Source organism: Myxococcus dinghuensis, assembly GCF_024198235.1.
GTDB lineage: Bacteria > Myxococcota > Myxococcia > Myxococcales > Myxococcaceae > Myxococcus > Myxococcus dinghuensis.
Map to the genome: position 1 here is coordinate 18062 of NZ_JAKCFB010000062.1, position 20288 is coordinate 38349.

The window sequence follows — 20288 nt, forward strand, 5'->3', positions numbered from 1 at the left end:
TCCCGCCGCGTGAAGACGCGTCGGGTGGCGTTGTCACCGCGAGCCATCCAGGGGCCGCCCCCTTGGCGGGCCTCCGACCTCCTATCGGGTCGGCGTGCCCCGTCGGCACGGGTGAGTCGCTAGAATGCGGCGCCGTGACGATGACGGCCGCGCCTTCCCCCCGCTCGATTCCCCTCCGCGCCTGGCAACAGGGTCTGCTCGTCCTGGTCGCGGCCCTCGCCGTCTACGCGGGAACCCTCCGCAACGGGTTCGTCTACGACGACGTGCAACTGGTGTTGGAGAACCCGTGGCTGAGGTCCCCCAAGTCGGTTGGTGAGGCCTTCGACCACCCACTCTTCGCCTTCACGCAGGACGCCGGGGCCCAGCAGCATGGGCCCACGGAGAGCTACTACCGTCCGTTGGCGCACGTGCTCCTCTTCGGGCTGCGCGGTGTTTTCGGGACGGAGCCGTGGGGCTATCACCTCGTCCTCACTTTGCTGCACGGGGCCGTCTGCGTCCTGGTGCTGTGGCTCTCGCGGCGGTGCCTGACGCGGGCGGATGGCGTCCTGGATGCGGAGTCCGAATGGGGCGCGCTGGCCGGCGCGCTCGTGTTCGCGGTGCATCCCGTCCACACGGAGGCGGTGGCCTGGTTCAGTGGCTTCATGGACGTCACCGCGACGCTTCTGGTGTTGCTCGCGGTGCGCTGGATATCAGGGGGCCCCATCTCCTGGGTGCGCGCCCTGGGGGGCGCGCTGTTGTGGTGCGCGGCGCTGCTCTTCAAGGAAGTGGCCGTGGTGTTCCCCGTGGTGCTGTGGGCCACCCGCCGTGTCGCGCCGGAGGCCTCGTCGCGCGGCCGAGGCGCTCTGGTCCGTCATTCGCCCCTCGTACTGGGGCTCGTGGCTTATGCGGCGTTGCGCCTGCGAGCCCTGGGAACGTCCCTCCCGGTCCCGGTGGGGGCCGAGGCGGGGGGCGGCGCGGAGTTGTTTCCCCTGGATGTGCTCGCGCTGGTCGGGAGGTTCGGAAGGGTGTTGTTCTGGCCAGAACCCCTCGTTGTCGCCTTGCCGGTCCGGGTGCTTCCGGCACCGCTCGACATCGTGCTCGGGGGCATGTTCGTCGTGGCGTTGGCCTTCCTGGGGTGGAGGTCGCGCGGGAGGCCTGGCGCCGCGAGTGCCGGAGTCGTCTGGTTGCTGGCACCGCTGATGCCCGTGCTCTTCATGCAACTGCGCGGAGTTGCCTCCTACGCGGAGCGATTCCTGTATCTGCCGTCCGTGGGCTTCTGTTTGCTGGTGGCGGTGGGGCTGCGGTGGGGGCTGTCGCACGGCGCGCGGTATGCGCGGCCCCTGGGCCTCGCCACCTGTGGTGCGTGGGTCGCGCTCTCGGCGCAGACCCTGTTCCGGCTCCCCGTGTGGCACGACGACGTGGCGCTCTGGGAGGATACGCTGCGAAAGACGCCGGACCAGCCCTTCCTTCGGGCCTACCTGGGGGCCGCCTATCTCAAGCAACGCCGAGTGGAGGATGCGTTGCCGGAGCTGACGCGCGCCGTGGCCGAACTGCCAGGCTACTTCCAGGTCCAGAGCGACCTCGCGATTGCCCAGGCACTGGCCGGAAGGCTGGACCTCGCCATTCCCCAATTGGAGCGGGCGCTCCGGTTGCGGCCGGGAGACCCTGTGCTCCTCCACAACCTGGGCCTGGCGCTCCGCAGGGTGAATCGGCTCGAGGAGGCATTGGCCCGATTCCGTCAGGCACTGGCGGCCAATCCCCTGCGGGCCGAGTCATGGATGGAGGAGGGCCGCACCTTGTTGGTGCTGGGGCGGCCGACCGAAGCCGTCACCGCGCTCGAGGAGTCGCTGAGACTCCAACCCGGGCTCGTGGCCTCGCGCAAGGCGCTCGAGCAGGCCCGCCTGGCGGCGGGCCGTGCTCCATGAGCCGGGGGCGGACGAAGGGCAGCGCCCTTCCTACCGGAAGTCCCGCCGCTCGAAGATGAAGAGGGAGATGGCGGTGAACACCATGGCCCAGGCCACCGCATAGCCCGCGCTGGAGGCGAAGGTGGTCACGTCGACAGGAAGGTCGTAGGCGGCGTGGGACCGGAAGTTCAGGCGCTCCAGGTTCGGCAGCAGGTAGTAGAGCGCCTGGGTGAGCTCCTGGACTGTCTCGCTCTCCGCGCGGCGGGCGATGTCGAGCAGGTCACCCGCGAGGTGGCCGGCGAAATACAGCCCGGTGGTGCACACCGCGGAGACCATGGGACCCGCGAAGCTGGAGAAGAGGATGCCCGCGCTGCTGAGCACGAGCAGTTCGAACCACAGCCCCGCCGCCGCCACGTACTGGGTCGAGGTGATCTTCGCTCCGAAGAGGAGCAACTGGCTGTCGAAGATGAGCATCATCGCCACCATCAGCAGCGCCAGTGTCAGCATGTTGCCGGCGAGCCTCGCCAGCAGGAACTGCGTGCGCGAGACGGGCTTGCTCACGATGAGGAAGATGGTGCGCCGTTCGATCTCCCGGCTCAGCAGGCCACTGGACAGGAAGATTGTGAGGAAGACGAGGATGAGGCTCATCATCCCCAGCCCGAAGTCGGTCAGCACGCGGTCGAACGTGGCTACCGTGACCTCGGTGACCAGTGTCGACGACAGCATCACGACCGCGGCGAACGCACCCACCACCACGGTGACGCGGTTGCGTCGCGCCTCGCGGAACCCGTTCCAGACCATCGCTCCGAAGGCGCTCACGTGTTGATCTCCCCACCGACGCTCGTCGCGCGACCGGATTCCTTGAGGGCGTCCATGAAAAGCTGCTCCAACGAGAAGCGCGCGGGCTGCATGCGATTGACGCGTCCACCCGCCGTCAGCACGCTGCCCAAGAGCCGCTGACTGTCCGCGTCGGCGACCTGGACGAGAACTCGCCCGTCCAGCGCCAGGGCCGACTCCAGGGCGACCCCCAGCCCCTTGACCTGGTCCACCTTCAGCCCCTCGACGACCATCTCCATGGTGGGGACCTGGGCGGACAGCAGCTCCTGGACACTGCCTTCGCGCACGCGGCGCCCGCCCACGAGCACGGCGAGCCGATCACACAGCGCCTCGACGTCGGGGATGATGTGGCTGCAGAACAGGACGGTCGTTCCCCGGTCCCGCTCCGCGAGGATGAGGTCGCGCATCTGGCGACGGCCCACCGGGTCCAGGCCGCTCGTCGGCTCGTCGAGGATGAGCATCTTCGGCTTGCCGACCAAGGCCTGCGCCAGCGCCACGCGCTGCACCATTCCCTTCGAGTAGCGACGGATCTGGAGCTTCTCCGCGCTGCCAAGCTCAACGGCTCCCAGGACCTCCGTGACACGCTGGTCGAGCTCGTGTCTGGTCAGCCCGGAGAGGTGCCCCGCCAGCGTCACGAACTCCCGCCCCGTGAGGTACTCGTAGGGGGAGGGGTTTTCGGGGAGGAAGCCCACGAGCCGTCGCGTCGCGGCGCTCGTGACGGGCTGTCCGAACAGGTGCGCCGAGCCATGGGTAGGCCGCACCAGGTTCATGAGGATCTTGATGGTGGTGGACTTGCCCGCGCCGTTGGGCCCGAGCAGGCCGTAGATCTGCCCGGCCCCCACCTCGAGGTCGAGCCCCTGGAGGGCGCGCACCGTGCGGTTGAACCAGAAACCGACTTTGTATGTCTTCGAGAGCCCCTGGGCTTGGATGGGCGGGGCGTCAGGGCTCGCTGGCTGGGTCATGGCTCGTCGTCGCTCGGGGTTTCGGAAGGACGCGCTGTCCGTCGTGGGTCTTCTCGTCGTAGATGATCTCGAGGCGGAACCGCGCGGCGGTGGAATAGCTCCGCCCGTCCTCGCCGAGGAAGAGCTGGCCACCCAGCGGGTCGGTGGGCAGCCCGCTCAGGTCACCCGCCTTCACGACCGGGTCCAGCGTGTCGGGCAGGCGGCCTTCCCGTGCCCGGTAGCGCTCCACCGCGGCGTCGACTCCGCGCAGCACCTGTTCCTGGAGGATCTCCTGGACGCGGTGCGCGTAGTACTCTCGCGTCTCCTCGTCCTCAGCGCCGTCGCGGAGCGTGACGGCCAGGGCCATGCTCGTCTCGAAGTCGCCCGCCTGGGCGAACAGGCGCGTCGCCAGGGCGGAGTACCACTCCGGCGCGTCGCGGTCCTGGGCGAGCTCGTCGATGATGACGCCAGCCTCGCGGTACTGATGCTCGTAGAACATCAGGTTGTAGGCGAGCTGGAAGCGGATGCTGGTGTCCTTGGGCAGGTGTGACGCGCCCTTGCGCAGCAGCTGGGTGGATTCCTCCACGTTCGCGTACCGCTCGCGGCCCAGGTGGATGGGGATGGTGATGCCCGCGAACGTGTAGACCTTGGCGAAGCGCGGATCGAGATCCGTCGTGAGGTCCGCGTAGTAGTAGACGTCACGGTATTCCCGCGGGTTCTTCGCCGAGCCGACCTTGTTGATGGTGAGGACCCAGAAGTAGTCCGCCACCAGCTCCAGCTGGGCCTTGAACAGCGCGCGCAGCACTCCGGGGCGGGGGAGGACGGGGCGGTCACCGACCTGCAAGGGGGGAGCGGGCGCTGCGGAGAGCAACGCAACCAGGGCGATTCCCGAGGGGAGTAGGACGCGGGCCAGCTTTGACATGCGGCTCATCAACGGAACAGGGCACCCGGTTATGCCGGATGCCCTGTTGGGGGTTCAACATATTCTACGGGAGACAGAGCCCCCGCCTGCAAGCTACTTGCAGCTCACGTCGTTGTAGATGTTGCCCGGCTCGCCGCCGCCCAGCGTGGTGCTGTCAACGCCGCAGGTGCCGGTCAGGGTGATGCCGGTGTTGATGGAGGTGATGATCCACGAGTCGCCCGCGGGATCGTTGTCCACGTTGCCGACGGCGCCGGCGCGGAACTCGCAGTTCGGGCAGCTGGTGACGCCCGGCTCAACGCCCATCGCGGTGCCCGGGATGGTGGAGCCGTTGCCCGCGGGCGCGGTGGTGAAGCGCGCGCTGTCCTGGCCGATGCAGCCCGTGCTGGCCGTGCGGGCGGTCACTGCCACGGGGGTGAGGCACGCGCCGTTGATGGTGTAGTTGTAGCGGTTGCCCGGCTCGGGATCGAAGCCGATGACGGTGAAGTCCGTCACGTACTTGTCCTTCTCGCCGAAGAACGCCTTCTGGGCGGTGAAGATGGCCTTCAGGTTGGTCTTCGCCTCGGACTGCTTGGACTTGGCCTGGAAGCGGATGAAGTTCGGGATGGCGATGGCCGCCAGGATGCCGATGATGGCAACGACGATCATCAGCTCGATGAGGGTGAAGCCACCCTTCTTCTTCAGGAGACGGTTCAGCATGTCGGGAGTGCTCCGCAGGTGCAGAGGGGGGTTGAACGACTGCCCGAAGACTTAGCACGAAGAGTGCCACGGCCAACAGTTGTGCCAACCCGATGAATTCCCAGGATCCGGGCGCGCGCGAGCCAGCCGGTTGGTCCCCCGGCTGCCAAAATTTGTCACTGCCTCTGACGGAAATCGTCGATCCCCGCGCTGTGCTCCCTGCCCCGCGACGCTAGGATGCCCGGCTCCGTGATGGACATCTCCCTCGAGCCCGGCTGGGTCAGGCCCCTGTTCACCGCCTTCCTGCTGGTGCTCGGTCTGTGTATCGGCAGCTTCCTCAATGTCGTCATCGCCCGTGTTCCAGAGGGATTGAGCATCGTCCGTCCGGGTTCACGCTGTCCGAAGTGTGGGCACGTGCTCTCCTGGTACGAGAACATCCCGATTGTCTCATGGCTCGTGTTGCGGGGCCGGTGTCGTGGCTGCCAGGCGCCCATTTCGCCCCGCTACGTATTGGTGGAGCTGCTCACCGGGCTGCTCTTCCTCGCGTGTCTGCGCCGGTTCGGGTGGACGTACGAGCTGGTGCCCGCGCTCGTGCTCGTCTCGCTGTTGATTCCGCTGACGTTCATCGACCTGGCCCATTGGATCCTCCCGTTCTCCCTGACGATTCCGGGCATCGCGGCGGGGCTGCTGCTCGCCGTGCCGAGGGGCGCGAACGCGGTGGTCGACGCGACGCTGGGGGCCGTGGTCGGGTTCCTCGTCTTCCGGTCGATGGAGTACGTGGGCTGGAAGGTCTTCAAGAAGGAGGCGCTGGGGGGGGGGGACAAGTTCCTCGTCGCGCTGCTGGGCGCGTTCCTCACCTGGCGCTCGCTGCTGGGCATCCTCTTCCTGTCGTCCCTGCAGGGCGCGGTGGTGGGCCTCGCCATGCTCGGCCTCACCGGACGTGCGGGGCCCGCCGCGACGCCCGAGTCCCCCGCACCCGCGTCTCCCCCACCCACGGAGGCCTCACCGGGCGATGGGTCAGAAGGAACACCTCCCGGTGCAACGGCCGCGGCGTCGGCGCCCGGCGAAAAGGAAGCGGCCGGAGCGGACTCCGAGCTGGAATCGGAGCCGGAGAGCACCATGACCTGGGAGTTCACCCGGTCCGGGATTCCGCTCTGGAAGCGCTTGCTCCTGGTTCCCACGTGCCTGTTGTTCCAGCCGATCCCCGACGCGCCCGTGGACGAGGAGGGAGAGGAGGAGGAGTGGGTGCCGGGGACGACGAACATCCCGTTCGGGCCGTGGCTGGCGCTGGCGGGGCTGGAGCTGCTCCTGCTCGGGCCGTGGCTCGCGCGCGTGCTCCCCATGGACCTCGCGTTGCTGCTGGGAGGCGCGCCGTGACGCGCGCGCGCCACCGGTGAAGTGGCGCATCGCCAGCGTGGCCTTCCTGCTGGGCTCGTTGTGTACGGGGCTGTCCTGGCTGTCGCTCCAGCCGGTCCTCATCCGCTTGCTCGAGGTGGGGCGTCGGCTGGCCGCGCCCGGCTCGCACGACTCGGAGGTGCTCAACCAGGTGCGGGGTTTCCTCCCGCTCGCGCTCGCCCTGGACCTCGTCGCGCTCACGCTGCTGGCCTACGTCATCCTCGACCTGACGGTGGGGCGTCCCTTGCGCTCCACGGAGGCCGTCGTCGAGCAGCTCGGACGGCTGGAGCTGGACCCCCACCAGCTCGCGCCCAGCCAGGGCGGTCCGTTGCTGTCCCGGATGCAGCGCGCGCTCCAGCGGTTGGCGGAGGCGCTGCGCCTGGAGCAGGCGCTCACGCGCGCCCAGATGAGCTCGCTGCGGGAGACGAATGACCGGCTGTCGCGCGCCCAGACGGACCTCGTCTCCGCGGAACGCCTGGCCACCGTCGGACGACTGGCGGCGGGCGTGGCGCACGAGGTGGGCAATCCCCTGGCCGGCATCCTGGGCTACCTGTCCCTGGCGCGGATGAAGGCGCCCACGCCGGAGCTGAAGGACTACCTCGAGCGCATCGACCACGAGGTGCAGCGCATCGACCGCATCGTCCGGGGGCTGCTCGACCTGGGGCGCCCGGAGACGTCCTCGCCCGGTCCGGTGGAGGTCGGGACGGTGGTGGAGACGTGCGTGCGGCTGGTGCGGGCCGCGCCGGAGCTCACGGGCGTCACGGTGTCGCTCGACCTGGAGCCGGGGCTGGTGGCCCGGGCGGAGACAGGCCCCCTGTCGCAGATCCTCATCAACCTGCTGCTCAACGCGGCGCAGGCCATGGGTGGCCAGGGGCGGGTGAACGTCGTGTCACGACGCGACGAGGGCGGGGTGCGGGTGATGGTGGTGGATGAGGGCCCCGGGATTCCGGCGGAGGTGATGTCGCGGCTGTTCGAGCCGTTCTTCACCACGAAGGGCAGGCAGGGGACCGGGCTGGGGCTCGCCGTGTCGCTGCGCCTCGCCCGAGGCATGGGCGGGAGCCTGGCGGCGGAGAACGGGGTGGGGACCGGCGCCCGGTTCACGGTGACCCTGCCGGTGGCGTGACGAAGGCGGACTGGGGGCCTGGGAGGGTTCTCCGGCCAGAAGCTGTCGCGGGGCAGGGGGCTGGGCGATGATACGGGGAGAACGCCATGCCCCTGTTCCGCTCCATCCTCGTCGCCGACGACGAGCCCTCCATCCGTCACATCCTCACGCTCGTGCTCACCGACCGGGGCTACGACGTGCGCGCCGTCGCGGATGGTGAGGAGGCGCTCAAGGAGCTGGCCGCGCGCGGCTACGACGTGCTGCTGTGCGACGTGCGCATGCCGAAGAAGGACGGCCTCGCCGTGCTGCGCGAGGCGCGGGCGGCGCACAACGGGCTGACGGTCGTGGTGATGAGCGCGTATGGCTCGCAGGAGCAGGCGCTGGAGGCGGTGTCCGCGGGCGCCTACGACTACGTCCAGAAGCCCTTCAAGCCCGAGGAGATCGTCTTCGTCCTGCGCAAGGCCGAGGAGCGCGAGCGGCTGGTGCGCGAGAACCGGCGGCTCAAGGAGGCCAGCCTCCCGTCCGCTCCCGCGGGGCACATCCTCGGGGAGAGCGCGGCGCTCCAGGGCGTGCTGAAGCAGGTGTCGCGGCTGGCGCCGGTGGACACCACGGTGCTCATCAGCGGCGAGAGCGGCACCGGCAAGGAGCTCATCGCCCGCGAGCTGCACGCCCGCAGCCCCCGCGCGGCGCTGCCGTTCGTCGCCGTCAACTGCGGCGCCATCCCCGCGGGCCTCATCGAAAGCGAGCTGTTCGGCCACGCCAAGGGCGCCTTCACCGACGCGCGCTCCGCCAAGCGCGGCCTGTTCGCCGAGGCGGACGGCGGGACGCTCTTCCTCGACGAGGTGGGTGAACTCCCGCTGCCCGCGCAGGTGAAGTTGTTGCGCGTCCTCCAGGAGGGAGAGATCCGCCCGGTGGGAGAGAGCCGGGTGGAGAAGGTCGACGTGCGCGTGGTGGCCGCGACGCTGCGCGACCTGGGCCGCCTGGCGGAGAAGGGCGAGTTCCGCGAGGACCTCTACTACCGCCTCAACGTGGTGAACGTGCGCATCCCTCCGCTGCGCGAGCGGCGCGAGGACGTGCCCGTGCTGGCGCGCGCCTTCCTCCACCGCTTCAACAAGGAGCTCAACCGCGAGCCGCCCGTGGAGGCGCTGTCCCCGGAGGCGGAGGCGCTGATGTCCGCCTACGCGTGGCCGGGCAACGTGCGCGAGCTGGAGAACGCGATGGAGCGGGCGGTGCTGCTCGCGGATGGCCCGCACATCCTCCCCACCAACCTCCCGGAGCGCCTGTGGTCCGCCCCCGCACCCGGGTCCACGGTGACTGGGGGCGGGGCCGCGACGGTGCAACAGGTGGGTAGCGACCTGTCACTCAAGCGGGCCATCCGGGACCTCGAGGAGTCCTACATCAAGGCCGCGCTGCGACGGACGAAGGGCAACCGCACCCGAGCGGCCGAGGTGCTCGACATCAGTCACCGGGCGTTGCTGTACAAGATCAAGGAGTACGGCATCGACCCGGACGCGGAGGCAGAGCGAGGGTAGGGGAAATTCGTCTTCCGGGGCGGATTGACGGAACGCGTCCGGGGCCGGAAAATCGGGCCTCCGCGACCGAGTGGGGGGCCCGGCGCTGTATCACCGCAGGGGTCCCGGCCGAACGGAGAGCAGGCGGGTTCCAGGCACTTTTTAGGAGGGGTTGACGGCCAGTGCTACGCTGGTCGCCTCTCGACGGAGTCAAGCATGGCGAAGGGCAAACTGGCACTCGGCCTGGATATCGGATCGACCTCGATCAAGATGATTCTCCTCAAGGAGCAGCGCAAGCGTGGCGAGGTCGGCTTCGCGCTGCAGAGCTTCGGCATGAAGCCGCTGCCTCCCGAGGCCATCGTCGACGGCGCGCTGATGAACTCCACGGCCATCGTGCAGGCCGTGCAGGAGCTGATGTCCGAGCTGAAGGTGAAGGGCAAGGACGTCGCCATCGGCGTGTCCGGTCACTCGGTCATCATCAAGAAGATCCAGATGCCCCGCATGTCCCAGGAGGAGCTCGAGGAGAGCATCCAGTGGGAGGCGGAGCAGTACATCCCGTTCGACGTCAAGGACGTGAACATCGACACGCAGATCCTCGACGGGGGCGGCAACGACGCCACCGGTCAGATGGACGTGCTGCTGGTCGCCGCCAAGAAGGACATGATCAACGACTACACCACGGTGGTCTCCGAGGCGGGCCTCGCCCCGGTGGTGGTGGACGTGGATGCCTTCGCCGTCCAGAACATGTTCTCCGTCAACTACGACCTCCCGGAGAAGGAGACCGTGGTGCTCATCAACGCGGGCGCCTCGGTGGTGAACATCAACATCATCGCCAGCGGCGTGACGGTGTTCACCCGCGACGTCACTATCGGTGGCAACCAGTTCACCGAGGAGATCCAGAAGCAGCTCAACGTCTCCTACGAGGAGGCCGAGGCCCTGAAGATCGGCGGCAACCGCGCGGACGCGGACGCCGTGGTCCCCCAGGAGGTCGAGCGCGTGCTGTCCAGCGTCGCCGAGCAGGTGGCCGGCGAAATCCAGCGCTCGCTGGACTTCTACGCGGGCACCGCGGCGGACTCGAACTTCACCAAGGTCTACCTGTCGGGCGGCACGGCGAAGATCCCCGCCCTGTTCAAGACGATTGAAGCGCGCACCGGCGTGCCGGTGGAGATCCTCAACCCGTTCCGCAAGATTGAAGTGGACAACCGCAAGTTCGACCCCGCGTTCATCATGGACGTGGCGCCCATGGCCGCGGTGGCCGTGGGACTGGCGCTCCGGCGTCCTGGCGACAAGCTGGCCTAGCCCGTCCACCTTCAGGAGACGACGCACATGATGATTCGCATCAACCTGCTTCCCGTCCGGAAGGTCCAGACCCAGCAGAAGGGTCGCAAGGTCCTGATCCTCTTCGCGCTGGCCCTCCTCATCGCCGGCGGCGCCAACTACTCGTGGTACGCCGATCGCGCCAAGGAGTACGAGACCAACGCGAACGCCATCGAGAACACCCGGACGGAGATCGCCAAGCTGGAGAAGGTCATCGGCGAGGTGAGGAACATCAACGCCCGCAAGACCGAGGTGGAGAAGAAGCTGGCCGTGCTGGACTCGCTGCGCAAGGGGCGCAACGGGCCGGTGCGCATGATGGACGCGCTGGCGTCCGCGGTTCCGAAGAAGGTCTGGGTGAAGGCCTTCAGCGAGGTCAACAGCGGCGTGGCCATCGACGGGTCCGCCGTCAGCCACGACGAGGTCGCGGAGTTCATGCGCGGCCTGAACGGCGTGGTGTGGACGCCCAAGGGCATGGGGCGCCTGGTGGACCAGCGGCGTGAGGCCAAGACGTCCCGCGTGGAGTTGCTCACGGCGGAGGCCACCATCGAGGAGTTCCCCTCGGTGCAGATCACCCCCTTCTTCACCAACATCGACCTGAACAGCGCGGTGCAGACGAAGCCGACCGCGGCCGGCATGCCGTCGCTGGTCGACTTCAAGATCACCCTCACCGCGAACTACGCCATCTGACCGGGGCCCACGCCATGGACAAGTACCTGGACCAATTCATCAAGGCACCTCCGGCGACGAAGTTCGGAGGCCTGGCGGCCGTCATCATCCTCATGACCGTCGCGAACTACTTCCTGCTCGTCCAGCCGACGGAGGAGGAGATCGAGGCCCAAGTCGCCGAGCGCCACCGGCTCGACCAGGACTTCGCCGAGAAGAGCGAGATCGCCCAGAACCTCAACGAGCGCCGGCGCGAGATGGACGTGCTGGAGCAGAAGCTCAACGAGGCGCTGACGGAGCTCCCCGAGCGCAAGGACATCGAGGAGCTGCTCGCGCAGATCAACGACATCGGCAAGAAGAGCGGGCTGGAGATCTCCCAGGTCAAGCCGGAGAAGGAATACGTGGGCGGCGGCGAGTTCTTCGCGCGCATCCCCATCCAGATGACGGTGAGCGGCAACTACCACGAGATCGCCATGTTCCTGCAGGAGATGGCGAACATGCGCCGCATCGTGAACGTCAACAACATCAACCTGGGCACGCCCACCCTCAAGAACGAGAAGGTCGTGCTGCAGAGCAGCTTCCTGGCGACGACTTTCCGGTTCGTCGAGACCAAGAACTAGAAACTTGATCCGTCCGGAAAGTAGGGCGACAAGGGGATTGAGGATGAAGATGTTCAAGGCCACCATGACGACCGCTGCGCTCGCGCTGACGCTCGCTGCCTGCGAGGAGGCGCCCCCGCCCCCGCCGCCGGCAGCGCCAGCCAAGCGCGCGGCCCCCGCGGCGGAGACCACTCCGACGCCGGTCGAGGCCGCCGCGGCCGCGCCGTACGTCTACACCTACAACCCGGTGGGCAAGCGCGACCCGTTCCGCAGCCCGCTGGAAGAGCTTGGGCCGGTTTCCCAGGCCAACCCCGTGACCACGTGCACCGAGCCGCTGTGCGCGTTCGACCTGGACCAGCTCAAGCTGGTCGCGGTCGTCACGGGTGACGCGAATCCGATCGCCATGGTCGAGGACCCCATGGGGCGCGGGCACATCGTGCGCCGCAACACCCGCGTGGGGCGCCAGGGCGGCAAGGTCACGCAGATTCTTCGCGACTCGCTGACCGTGACCGAGGTGTTCTCGGGCAACGGCGAGATCATCAAGAACCCGGTGACCCTGCAGCTCAAGCAGGATGAGCGGATGGATCCGACGTACAACCTGATGACCGGTAAGAACTACGGGGAGTAGCGCCCCTTAGGCGCGCCCGCGGGCGGCAGCCCGCTTCCAACTTTGGTGAGGGGACGCATGCTCGAGAGGAGCGCTGTGACGAGGGGCAAGTGGATTTTGGCGACCGCCTGGGCGGTCGTCCTTGCGGGCGCCAGGGTTGAAGGCGCCGAACTGAATACGCTGCGGGACCTGGACGTGTCCCGTACGGGCTCTGGCGCCCAGGTCGTGGTGACCGGGACCCGGCCGCCCACCTTCACCGTCTTCCGGCTCAGCGGGCCGGAGCGGCTGGTGGTCGACCTGTCGTCGGCCGACGCGACGGGAATCAAGGGTCACCATGACGGCTCGGGGCCCGTGACGGGCGTCGTGGCGTCGCAGTTCTCGGACGAGCGCGCGAGCGTCGGCCGGGTGCTGCTGGCCCTGGACAAGGCCTCCCAGTACGACGTCCGCGCGGACGGCAACCGGGTGGTCATCTCCGTGGACGGCGCCGTCGCCGCCCCCACGCCGGTCGCCGAGGTGAAGCGTCAGGAGCCGGTGGTCGCCCCCGCGCCCGCCGCCCCGACGCCGGCCAAGGTCGCCGAGGCCCAGCCCGTGGAGGAGCCCGCCACCGTGGTGGCCGAGGCGCCCACGGCGCCGGTCAAGGTCGCCGAGGCCGCGCCCACGAAGCCGGCCCTGCCGGAGAACGTGGTGGCCGCCGAGGCCGACGAGCGCGAGGTGGCCCAGCCCGCCCAGCGCATCACCCAGCTCACCTACGCGGACGACACCCTGCGCATCCGCGCGGATGGCGACATCGCCCGCTACGAGGTCCTGGAGCTGGCGGATCCGCCGCGGCTCGCCGTGGACCTGTACGGTGTGGGCCTGTCCGCCCGCGCGCCGCGCGTGAACGGCGCCAGCCTCAAGGACGTGCGCGTCGGCGCCCACTCGGACAAGGTCCGCCTGGTGCTGGACGTTCGCGGCAAGATGCCCGCGTACCGCGTGGACCGCGCCGAGCGCGGCCTCGAGGTGGTGCTCGGTGGCGCGGTGGCCCGCAAGGCGCCGCCGGCTCCCTCGTCCCAGGAAGTGGTCGCCTCCATCGCGGAGGTCGAGCCCCTGCGCGCGCAGCCCGCTCCGGTCGAGGCGCCCGTCACGGCCTCCACCGTCGAGGTCAAGGACCTGTCCTTCCAGGAGGGCGGGGCCGGTGGCCGCGTCGTCCTGAAGCTGTCCGGGACCGCGGCGTGGAAGGTGGACCGCCCCGACCCGCGCAGCGCGGTGCTGACGCTGGACAACGCCCGGCTGCCGAAGAAGCTGGAGCGCAGCCTGGACACCAGCGCGCTCGAGACGCCGGTGAAGATGGTCAGCGCCTTCAGCGTGCCGGGTGAGGGCCGGAAGGTGCGCGTGGTGGTCGCCGCCGACGGCGCCATCGAGGAGAAGGTCTCGCAGAACGGCGGCACGCTGTCGTGGCGGCTGGACGTCAAGGGCGTGAAGACGGAGGAGGTGTCCGTCGCTCAGCGCACGGCCGGCTTCACCGCCGAGGCCCCGGCGTACGCGGCCGAGGGCGCGCCCCAGCAGGCCCGCTACCGCGGCAAGCGCGTGTCCTTCGAGTTCAAGGACATCGACATCCAGAACCTGCTGCGCGTCATCGCGGAGATCTCCAAGAAGAACGTCGTCGTGGCCGACGACGTGGGTGGCCGCGTCACCATCCGGCTGCGCAACGTGCCCTGGGACCAGGCGCTGGACCTCATCCTCCGTACCAAGCAGTTGGGCAAGGAGGAGTTCGGCAACATCATCCGCATCGCCCCGATGAAGACGCTGGAGGAGGAGGCCCGCCTGCGCCAGGAGCGCAAGAAGGCGCAGCAGCAGTTGGAAGACCTGCTGGTCAACCTCATCCCGGTGAACTACGCGGTCGCGGGCGACATGGCCGCGCGCGTGAAGGAAGTGCTGAGTGACCGTGGTTCCGTCACCGTGGATACGCGCACCAACGTCCTCATCGTGAAGGACGTGCGCGCGAACACGGAGAAGGCGCGGGCCCTGGTGCGCAGCCTCGACACGCAGACCCCGCAGGTGCTCATCGAGAGCCGCATCGTGGAGGCCAGCACCTCGTTCAGCCGCCAGCTGGGTGTCCAGTGGGGTGGTCAGGCCCGCGCGACGCCGGCCACCGGCAACGCGACCGGCCTCATCTTCCCGAACTCCGTGGCCGTCACCGGCGGCGCGGGTGGCACGGCGAACGGCCTGTCGGCGAACCCGAACTTCGCCGTGAACCTGCCCGCCTCCGTGGGTGAGGGTAACGGAGGCGCCATCGGCTTCTCGTTCGGCTCGGCGGGTGGAGCGCTCCAGCTCAACCTCCGCCTGTCCGCGGCGGAGACCGAGGGCACCATCAAGACCATCTCCGCGCCCCGGGTGACGACGCTCGACAACAACACCGCGCGCATCAGCCAGGGTGTGTCCCTCCCGTTCAGCCAGACGTCCGCAGGTGGCGTGAACACGACCTTCATCGAGGCGCGCCTGTCCCTGGAGGTGACTCCGCACATCACGCAGGACGGCAGCATCCTGATGTCGATCAACGCCTCCAACAACCAGCCGGACTCGTCCAACACGGGCGCCAACGGCCAGCCCGCCATCCAGCGCAAGGAGGCCAACACCCAGGTGCTGGTCAAGGATGGCGACACGACGGTCATCGGCGGCATCTACGTGCGCCGCGGGAGCATCAACTCCTTCCAGGTGCCGTTCCTGTCGAGGATTCCCGTGCTGGGTCTGCTCTTCAAGAGCAAGTCCGAGTTCGACAGCCGTCAGGAGCTGCTCATCTTCATCACGCCGCGCATCCTGAACCGGCAGACCATCGCGCAGAGCCTGTAATGGCGCCGCGCCTCTTCAGCCAGGAGAGCACTTCGCTTATGAAGCCCTTCTACGCCGCCGCGTTGCTCGCGCTGGGTCTGGTGTCCTGCGTCGACAAGACCCCCGAGATCCAGATCCTCCAGGCATCCATCCCCGCGGATGACTGCTCCGTCCAGGCGGACGACCGAATCCTCCGCGGCGCTCTGAACCTCGGTCTATCCACTGGGTACAACCTGGGATTCATCATCGCCTCGAACCTGGTGGACACGCCCATCATCGTGGGCGGCGGGCAGGTCTCCGATCCGGATTCCCTCGCCGTCTTCCTCCGTGAGGCGGACTTCTCGTACGACACCATCCCCAACCTCAACATCCCCGCCACGACGCTGCCCATCTTCACGGCGTACCGGCCGAACGAAGACAGCGACATGGTCCTCAACATGATCACGACCGAGGCGCTCAACGCGCTGCTGGGCGCGGGTGGTCCCGTCGAGGTCGTGATCCACATGCGCCTGCGTGGAGAGACCGCCTCGGGCGACAAGGTGGCGACGAACGAGGTCACCTTCGGCCTCATCGTGACGAACACGATCTACACGTGTCCGAAGGCGGGTGAGGTCCACGTGCCCAGGACGGAGGCGTGCGATCCGCGCGGACAGAACGGCGCTGTGCCTGACTGCCAGGCCCCCTGAGCCGTCCTCGTCCACACCCGGAGCCCTCGTCAACATGTCCTTCCGCGCGCATCTCGAGTCGGTGGTCAACCAGGTGGACGGAGCCCTCGCGTGCAGCGTGATGGGCTTCGACGGAATCTCCGTCGACACCTTTCAACGTGACGAGGCCGGCGACCTCGACCTGGGCGGCGTCTGGGTCGAGTACGCCAACCTCCTCACCCAGCTCCGCCACGCGGCGGAGACGCTCAAGACGGGGACCGTCAGCGAGGTCAGCGTCAACAGCGAGAAGGTGCTGACCTTGATGCGGTTGGTGTCGCCCGAGTACTTCCTGGTGCTCGCGCTGCGCGCGGACGGCAACTTCGGCAAGGGGCGCTATGTGCTCCGCGTGACGGCCCCCAAGGTCGGCGCGGAGCTGTAGTCCACCACCTGTACAGCAGTCATCCGAGCGACGCACCGCTCCGCAGGTTTCCCCTTCCCATGGAAGGGGGCATGGGCTAGACACCCCCGACTTTTCAAGCTTCCGCCGTTTCGAGTCTGAAGGAGTCGGTCCCCATGGCCGGTGTCATTGATACGTCCGAGTTTCACAACGGTTTGAAGATCGAAATCGACGGCGAGCCGTTCGTCGTCGTCGAGTTCCAGCATGTGAAGCCGGGCAAGGGTTCTGCGTTCGTCCGCACCAAGATCCGGAGCCTGCTCAGCGGCCGAGTCCTGCAGCCGACGCTGAAGTCGGGCGAGAAGGTCGGCAGGCCGGACATCGAAGAGAAGGACATGCAGTACCTGTACGAGCAGGGCGGCGACTACTACTTCATGGACACCCGCTCCTTCGAGCAGACCTTCATCAGCGAGCAGGCGCTCGGTGAGTCGAAGAACTTCCTGAAGGAGAACATCAACGCCTCCATCCTGTTCTGGAACGGGAAGGCGATTGCCGTGACGCTGCCCAACTCGGTGGACCTCAAGGTCACCAAGTGCGACCCGGGCGTGCGCGGCGACACCGTGTCCGGCGCCCTGAAGCCCGCCACGCTGGAGACCGGCTTCGTGGTCAACGTCCCCCTCTTCATCAACGAGGGTGACGTCCTCAAGATCGACACGCGCGACGGTGGCAAGTACCTCACCCGCGTGGCCACGGCTGGCTAGCACTGCTGTCGGGAGGGGACGCGAGCATGGCAACCAAGCGCAAGTCGACGCGGGCCTCTTCGCCCGCGAGCGCGCCGGCCCCCGAGGCCGCGCGTGACGCAGGCAACACGTCGCTCGACGTGGAGGCCCTGCGGGAGATCGTCAACATCCTCGAGGCCTCGGACGTGACGAGGCTGGTGTGGAAGCGCGGGGAGGAGAAGCTCTTCATCCGCCGCGGCCACGCCCCGGAGACGACCATCGTCCACCACGCGGCGCCCGCGCCGGTGTCGGTGGGTCCGGCGGTGGAGTACACCGCGCCCGTGGCCCCGCGCCCGGTCGCGCAGGCCCCTGGCCTCGCGGCGTCCGCTGCCGCCCCCGTGGCGGAGAAGGCCGCGGAGAAGCCCGGCCACGTGGTGTCGAGCCCCTTCGTCGGGACGTTCTACCGGACGCCCGCCCCCGACCAGCCCGCGTTCGTCGACGTGGGTTCGGTGGTGAAGAAGGGCCAGGTGCTCTGCATCATCGAGGCGATGAAGTTGATGAACGAAATCGAGTCCGAGGTCTCCGGCCGCGTGGCGGAGATCCTCGTGGAGAACGGTCGCCCGGTGGAGTTCGGCCAGGCGCTGTTCCGCATCGAGCCGGCCTGACGCGGTGCTCGCGCCTCCCGCCTTCCGGGTGGGGGGCGCGCTCCGTTGGTCCGCAGCCCCAGGAGACACGCCCGTGTTCAAGAAGGTGCTCATCGCCAACCGCGGGGAGATCGCCCTGCGGGTCATCCGCGCCTGCCGCGAGCTGGGGATCGCCACGGTGGCGGTGCACTCCACCGCGGACGCCCACGCGCTCCATGTCCGCTTCGCGGACGAGTCGGTGTGTATCGGCCCGCCGGCGTCCAAGGAGAGCTATCTCAACGTCCCGCAGCTCCTGTCCGCCGCGGAGATCACCCGCGCGGACGCCATCCACCCCGGCTACGGCTTCCTGTCGGAGAACGCCGAGTTCGCGGAGGTCTGCGAGAACTGCAAGATCCGCTTCATCGGTCCGCGCCCGGAGATGCTGCGGCTGATGGGCAACAAGGTGCGGGCGCGCCAGGCGGCCCGCGAGGCGGGGCTCCCGCTGTTGCCCGGCAGCCCCGGCACGGTGAAGGACCCGCGCGAGGCGGAGGTGTTCGCCCGGGAGATCGGCTTCCCGGTCATCCTCAAGGCGGCGGCGGGCGGTGGCGGCAAGGGGATGAAGATCGTCCGCGAGCCGAGCGCGCTGGCGCAGGCGTTCGCCACGGCGCAGGCGGAGGCGGTGGCCTCGTTCGCCAACGGCGACCTCTACATCGAGCGGTACGTGGAGAAGCCGCGCCACATCGAGATCCAGATCGTCGCGGACGAGCACGGCAACATCATCCACCTCAACGAGCGCGAGTGCTCGGTGCAGCGCCGGCACCAGAAGCTCATCGAGGAGAGCCCGTCTCCCGCGCTCACGCCGGAGCTGCGCAAGCGCATGGGCGAGGTGTCCGTCCAGGCGATGCAGAAGCTGCGCTACAACAACGTGGGGACCATCGAGTACCTGCTCGACGAGCGCGGCGAGTTCTACTTCATGGAGATGAACACGCGCATCCAGGTGGAGCACCCGGTGACGGAGCTCGTCACGGGCATCGACCTGGTCCGTGAGCAGATCCGCATGGCCTACGGCCACCCCCTGCGCTTCAAGCAGGAGGACATCCAGATTCGCGGGCACGCCATCGAGTGCCGCGTCAACGCCGAGGACCCCATCACCTTCGCGCCGTGGCCCGGGAAGATCACCGGCTACAGCGTGCCGGGTGGCTACGGGGTGCGCGTGGACTCGGGGGCCTACGAGAACTACACGGTGCTGCCGTACTACGACAGCCTGCTGGCCAAGCTCATCGTCCACGCCGAGGACCGCGAGACGGCCATCCGCCGCATGCAGCGCGCGCTGGGCGAGTACGTGGTCGAGGGCATCCGCACCAACATCCCGTTCCATCGGGCCGCACTCGTGGAGGAGTCCTTCCAGGAGGGCAACTACGACACCCGCTTCGTGGAGCGGCTCCTGGCCAGTGAGACTGGGACGCGGCGCTTGAAGAAGGCCGTGGAAGAGACGCCGTAGCGCACGTCCGCCTACCGTGGCATTCCCGTCCGAGGGGCGGGCATGCGAGCAGGTGATCTGGCACCGGGGGGAGCCGGGCTGTTTCTTGACCCGCGTTGGAGGATTCCGTTAGCCTCCGACTCTCCCCCCTTTTGAAGATAGAAACCCGCGAAGTTCCAAGGGGTTTCGGCCTGCCGGAAGCCCACGCTCGATGGACAAGAACAAGATCATCGAAGCCGCCGCGAAGCTGGTCGCGAAGGGCGCCTACGACAAAGCCATCAAGGAGTACCAGAAGGTTCTGGAAGTCGACCCGAAGGACATCCGGGTCCTCCAGAAGATGGGGGAGCTGTACCAGAAGAAGAACGACAACGCCCAGGCGGCGCACTTCTTCACCAAGGTCGCGGAGAGCTACTCCTCCGACGGGTTCTTCCTCAAGGCCGTCGCGCTCTACAAGCAGGTCCTCAAGCTCAACCCGAACCTGCTGGAGGTGAACCTCAAGCTGGCGGAGCTCCACCAGCAGCTCGGGCTGATGTCCGAGGCGATGGCCTACTTCCAGATCGTGGCCAACCACTACGACAAGGCGGGCGACACGAAGGCGTCGCTCGATACCTTGAAGAAGATGGTGGATCTCGACCCCGAGAACGTGGCGTCGAAGATCAAGCTGGCCGAGCTCTACGCGCGCGAGAACATGACGCGCGAGGCGATCCAGGAGTTCAAGCGGGCCGCCGAGTACCTCAAGCGCAACAGCCGCGGTGACGACTGGGCGCGTGTCGCCGAGCGCCTCTCCACGCTCGAGCCGGACAACCTCCCGCTCGCCAAGGAGCTGGCGTCCTCGTACCTGCAGCGCGGTGACCAGAAGCGCGCGCTGGCGAAGCTCCAGGTGTGCTTCAAGGCGGACGGGCGCGACGTGGAGACGCTGTCGCTCCTCGCGCAGGCGTTCCAGGGGCTGGGCCAGACGTCCAAGACGGTGTCCGTCTACAAGGAGCTGGCGAAGATCCACCAGGAGCGCGGCCGCGCCACGGAGGCGGAGGCGGTCTGGACGCAGATCGAGGTGCTGGACCCCCAGGACCCGGACCTGCTCGCGCGTCGCGCGCCGGTGGCCGCTCCCGCCGCGGCGCCCCAGCCGGTCGCGCGTCCCGCGCCGCAGCCGCAGCAGGCCGCCGCGCCC

Annotated in this window: 19 protein-coding genes; 15 read left to right on the forward strand and 4 right to left on the reverse strand. The window is 68.4% G+C overall.

Annotation, left to right across the window (positions count from 1 at the left end):
- Positions 1–140 precede the first annotated feature (140 nt).
- Positions 141–1904, forward strand: a complete 1764-nt coding sequence (locus tag LZ198_RS40100; RefSeq protein ID WP_253977473.1) for a tetratricopeptide repeat protein — start codon at positions 141–143, stop codon at positions 1902–1904.
- 30 nt (positions 1905–1934) lie between these two features.
- On the opposite strand, the gene LZ198_RS40105 is transcribed toward LZ198_RS40100, so the two are convergent.
- The 4 genes from LZ198_RS40105 to LZ198_RS40120 form a co-directional block, all read right to left on the reverse strand.
- Positions 1935–2702, reverse strand: coding sequence for an ABC transporter permease (locus tag LZ198_RS40105; RefSeq protein WP_253977455.1), 768 nt, complete (start codon positions 2700–2702; stop codon positions 1935–1937).
- Positions 2699–3682, reverse strand: coding sequence for an ABC transporter ATP-binding protein (locus tag LZ198_RS40110; protein WP_253977456.1), 984 nt, complete (start codon positions 3680–3682; stop codon positions 2699–2701). Before LZ198_RS40110 ends, LZ198_RS40105 begins: the two co-directional genes overlap by 4 nt.
- A complete protein-coding gene (locus LZ198_RS40115) occupies positions 3660–4583 on the reverse strand; it encodes a pilus assembly protein PilG (protein ID WP_253977457.1) in 924 nt (307 codons plus the stop codon). Before LZ198_RS40115 ends, LZ198_RS40110 begins: the two co-directional genes overlap by 23 nt.
- 93 nt (positions 4584–4676) lie before the next feature.
- The gene (locus tag LZ198_RS40120) at positions 4677–5264 is read right to left on the reverse strand and encodes a type IV pilin protein (RefSeq protein ID WP_253977474.1); all 588 of its coding nucleotides are present in this window, start codon (positions 5262–5264) and stop codon (positions 4677–4679) included.
- 246 nt (positions 5265–5510) lie between these two features.
- Here LZ198_RS40120 and LZ198_RS40125 point away from each other — a divergent pair, with 246 nt between their 5' ends.
- The 14 genes from LZ198_RS40125 to LZ198_RS40190 form a co-directional block, all read left to right on the forward strand.
- Positions 5511–6635, forward strand: coding sequence for a prepilin peptidase (locus LZ198_RS40125; RefSeq protein ID WP_253977458.1), 1125 nt, complete (start codon positions 5511–5513; stop codon positions 6633–6635).
- Between the two features lie 16 nt (positions 6636–6651).
- Positions 6652–7776 (forward strand): sensor histidine kinase, encoded by a 1125-nt coding sequence (locus LZ198_RS40130; RefSeq protein ID WP_253977459.1) that lies wholly within the window; start codon positions 6652–6654, stop codon positions 7774–7776.
- 86 nt (positions 7777–7862) lie between these two features.
- Positions 7863–9287 (forward strand): sigma-54-dependent transcriptional regulator, encoded by a 1425-nt coding sequence (locus tag LZ198_RS40135; RefSeq protein WP_253977460.1) that lies wholly within the window; start codon positions 7863–7865, stop codon positions 9285–9287.
- A gap of 195 nt (positions 9288–9482) precedes the next feature.
- Positions 9483–10565: a type IV pilus assembly protein PilM gene (gene pilM, locus LZ198_RS40140; RefSeq protein ID WP_253977461.1), complete on the forward strand. Its 1083-nt coding sequence runs from the start codon at positions 9483–9485 to the stop codon at positions 10563–10565.
- 27 nt (positions 10566–10592) lie between these two features.
- Positions 10593–11270, forward strand: a complete 678-nt coding sequence (locus LZ198_RS40145) for a PilN domain-containing protein (RefSeq protein ID WP_253977462.1) — start codon at positions 10593–10595, stop codon at positions 11268–11270.
- Between the two features lie 14 nt (positions 11271–11284).
- A complete protein-coding gene (locus LZ198_RS40150; RefSeq protein ID WP_253977463.1) occupies positions 11285–11866 on the forward strand; it encodes a type IV pilus inner membrane component PilO in 582 nt (193 codons plus the stop codon).
- A gap of 43 nt (positions 11867–11909) precedes the next feature.
- On the forward strand, positions 11910–12473 hold the full coding sequence (locus LZ198_RS40155; RefSeq protein WP_253977464.1) for a pilus assembly protein PilP: 564 nt from the start codon (positions 11910–11912) through the stop codon (positions 12471–12473).
- Between the two features lie 57 nt (positions 12474–12530).
- On the forward strand, positions 12531–15281 hold the full coding sequence (pilQ, locus tag LZ198_RS40160) for a type IV pilus secretin PilQ (protein WP_253977465.1): 2751 nt from the start codon (positions 12531–12533) through the stop codon (positions 15279–15281).
- Between the two features lie 38 nt (positions 15282–15319).
- Positions 15320–15946: a hypothetical protein gene (locus LZ198_RS40165; RefSeq protein WP_253977466.1), complete on the forward strand. Its 627-nt coding sequence runs from the start codon at positions 15320–15322 to the stop codon at positions 15944–15946.
- Between the two features lie 34 nt (positions 15947–15980).
- On the forward strand, positions 15981–16343 hold the full coding sequence (locus LZ198_RS40170; protein WP_253977467.1) for a roadblock/LC7 domain-containing protein: 363 nt from the start codon (positions 15981–15983) through the stop codon (positions 16341–16343).
- 134 nt (positions 16344–16477) lie between these two features.
- On the forward strand, positions 16478–17059 hold the full coding sequence (efp, locus tag LZ198_RS40175) for an elongation factor P (RefSeq protein ID WP_253977468.1): 582 nt from the start codon (positions 16478–16480) through the stop codon (positions 17057–17059).
- A gap of 26 nt (positions 17060–17085) precedes the next feature.
- A complete protein-coding gene (gene accB / locus LZ198_RS40180; protein ID WP_253977469.1) occupies positions 17086–17682 on the forward strand; it encodes an acetyl-CoA carboxylase biotin carboxyl carrier protein in 597 nt (198 codons plus the stop codon).
- Between the two features lie 73 nt (positions 17683–17755).
- A complete protein-coding gene (accC, locus tag LZ198_RS40185) occupies positions 17756–19141 on the forward strand; it encodes an acetyl-CoA carboxylase biotin carboxylase subunit (RefSeq protein ID WP_253977470.1) in 1386 nt (461 codons plus the stop codon).
- Positions 19142–19331: 190 nt separating this feature from the next.
- Positions 19332–20288: tetratricopeptide repeat protein (locus LZ198_RS40190; protein WP_253977471.1), on the forward strand; the 957-nt coding region annotated here is incomplete at its 3' end.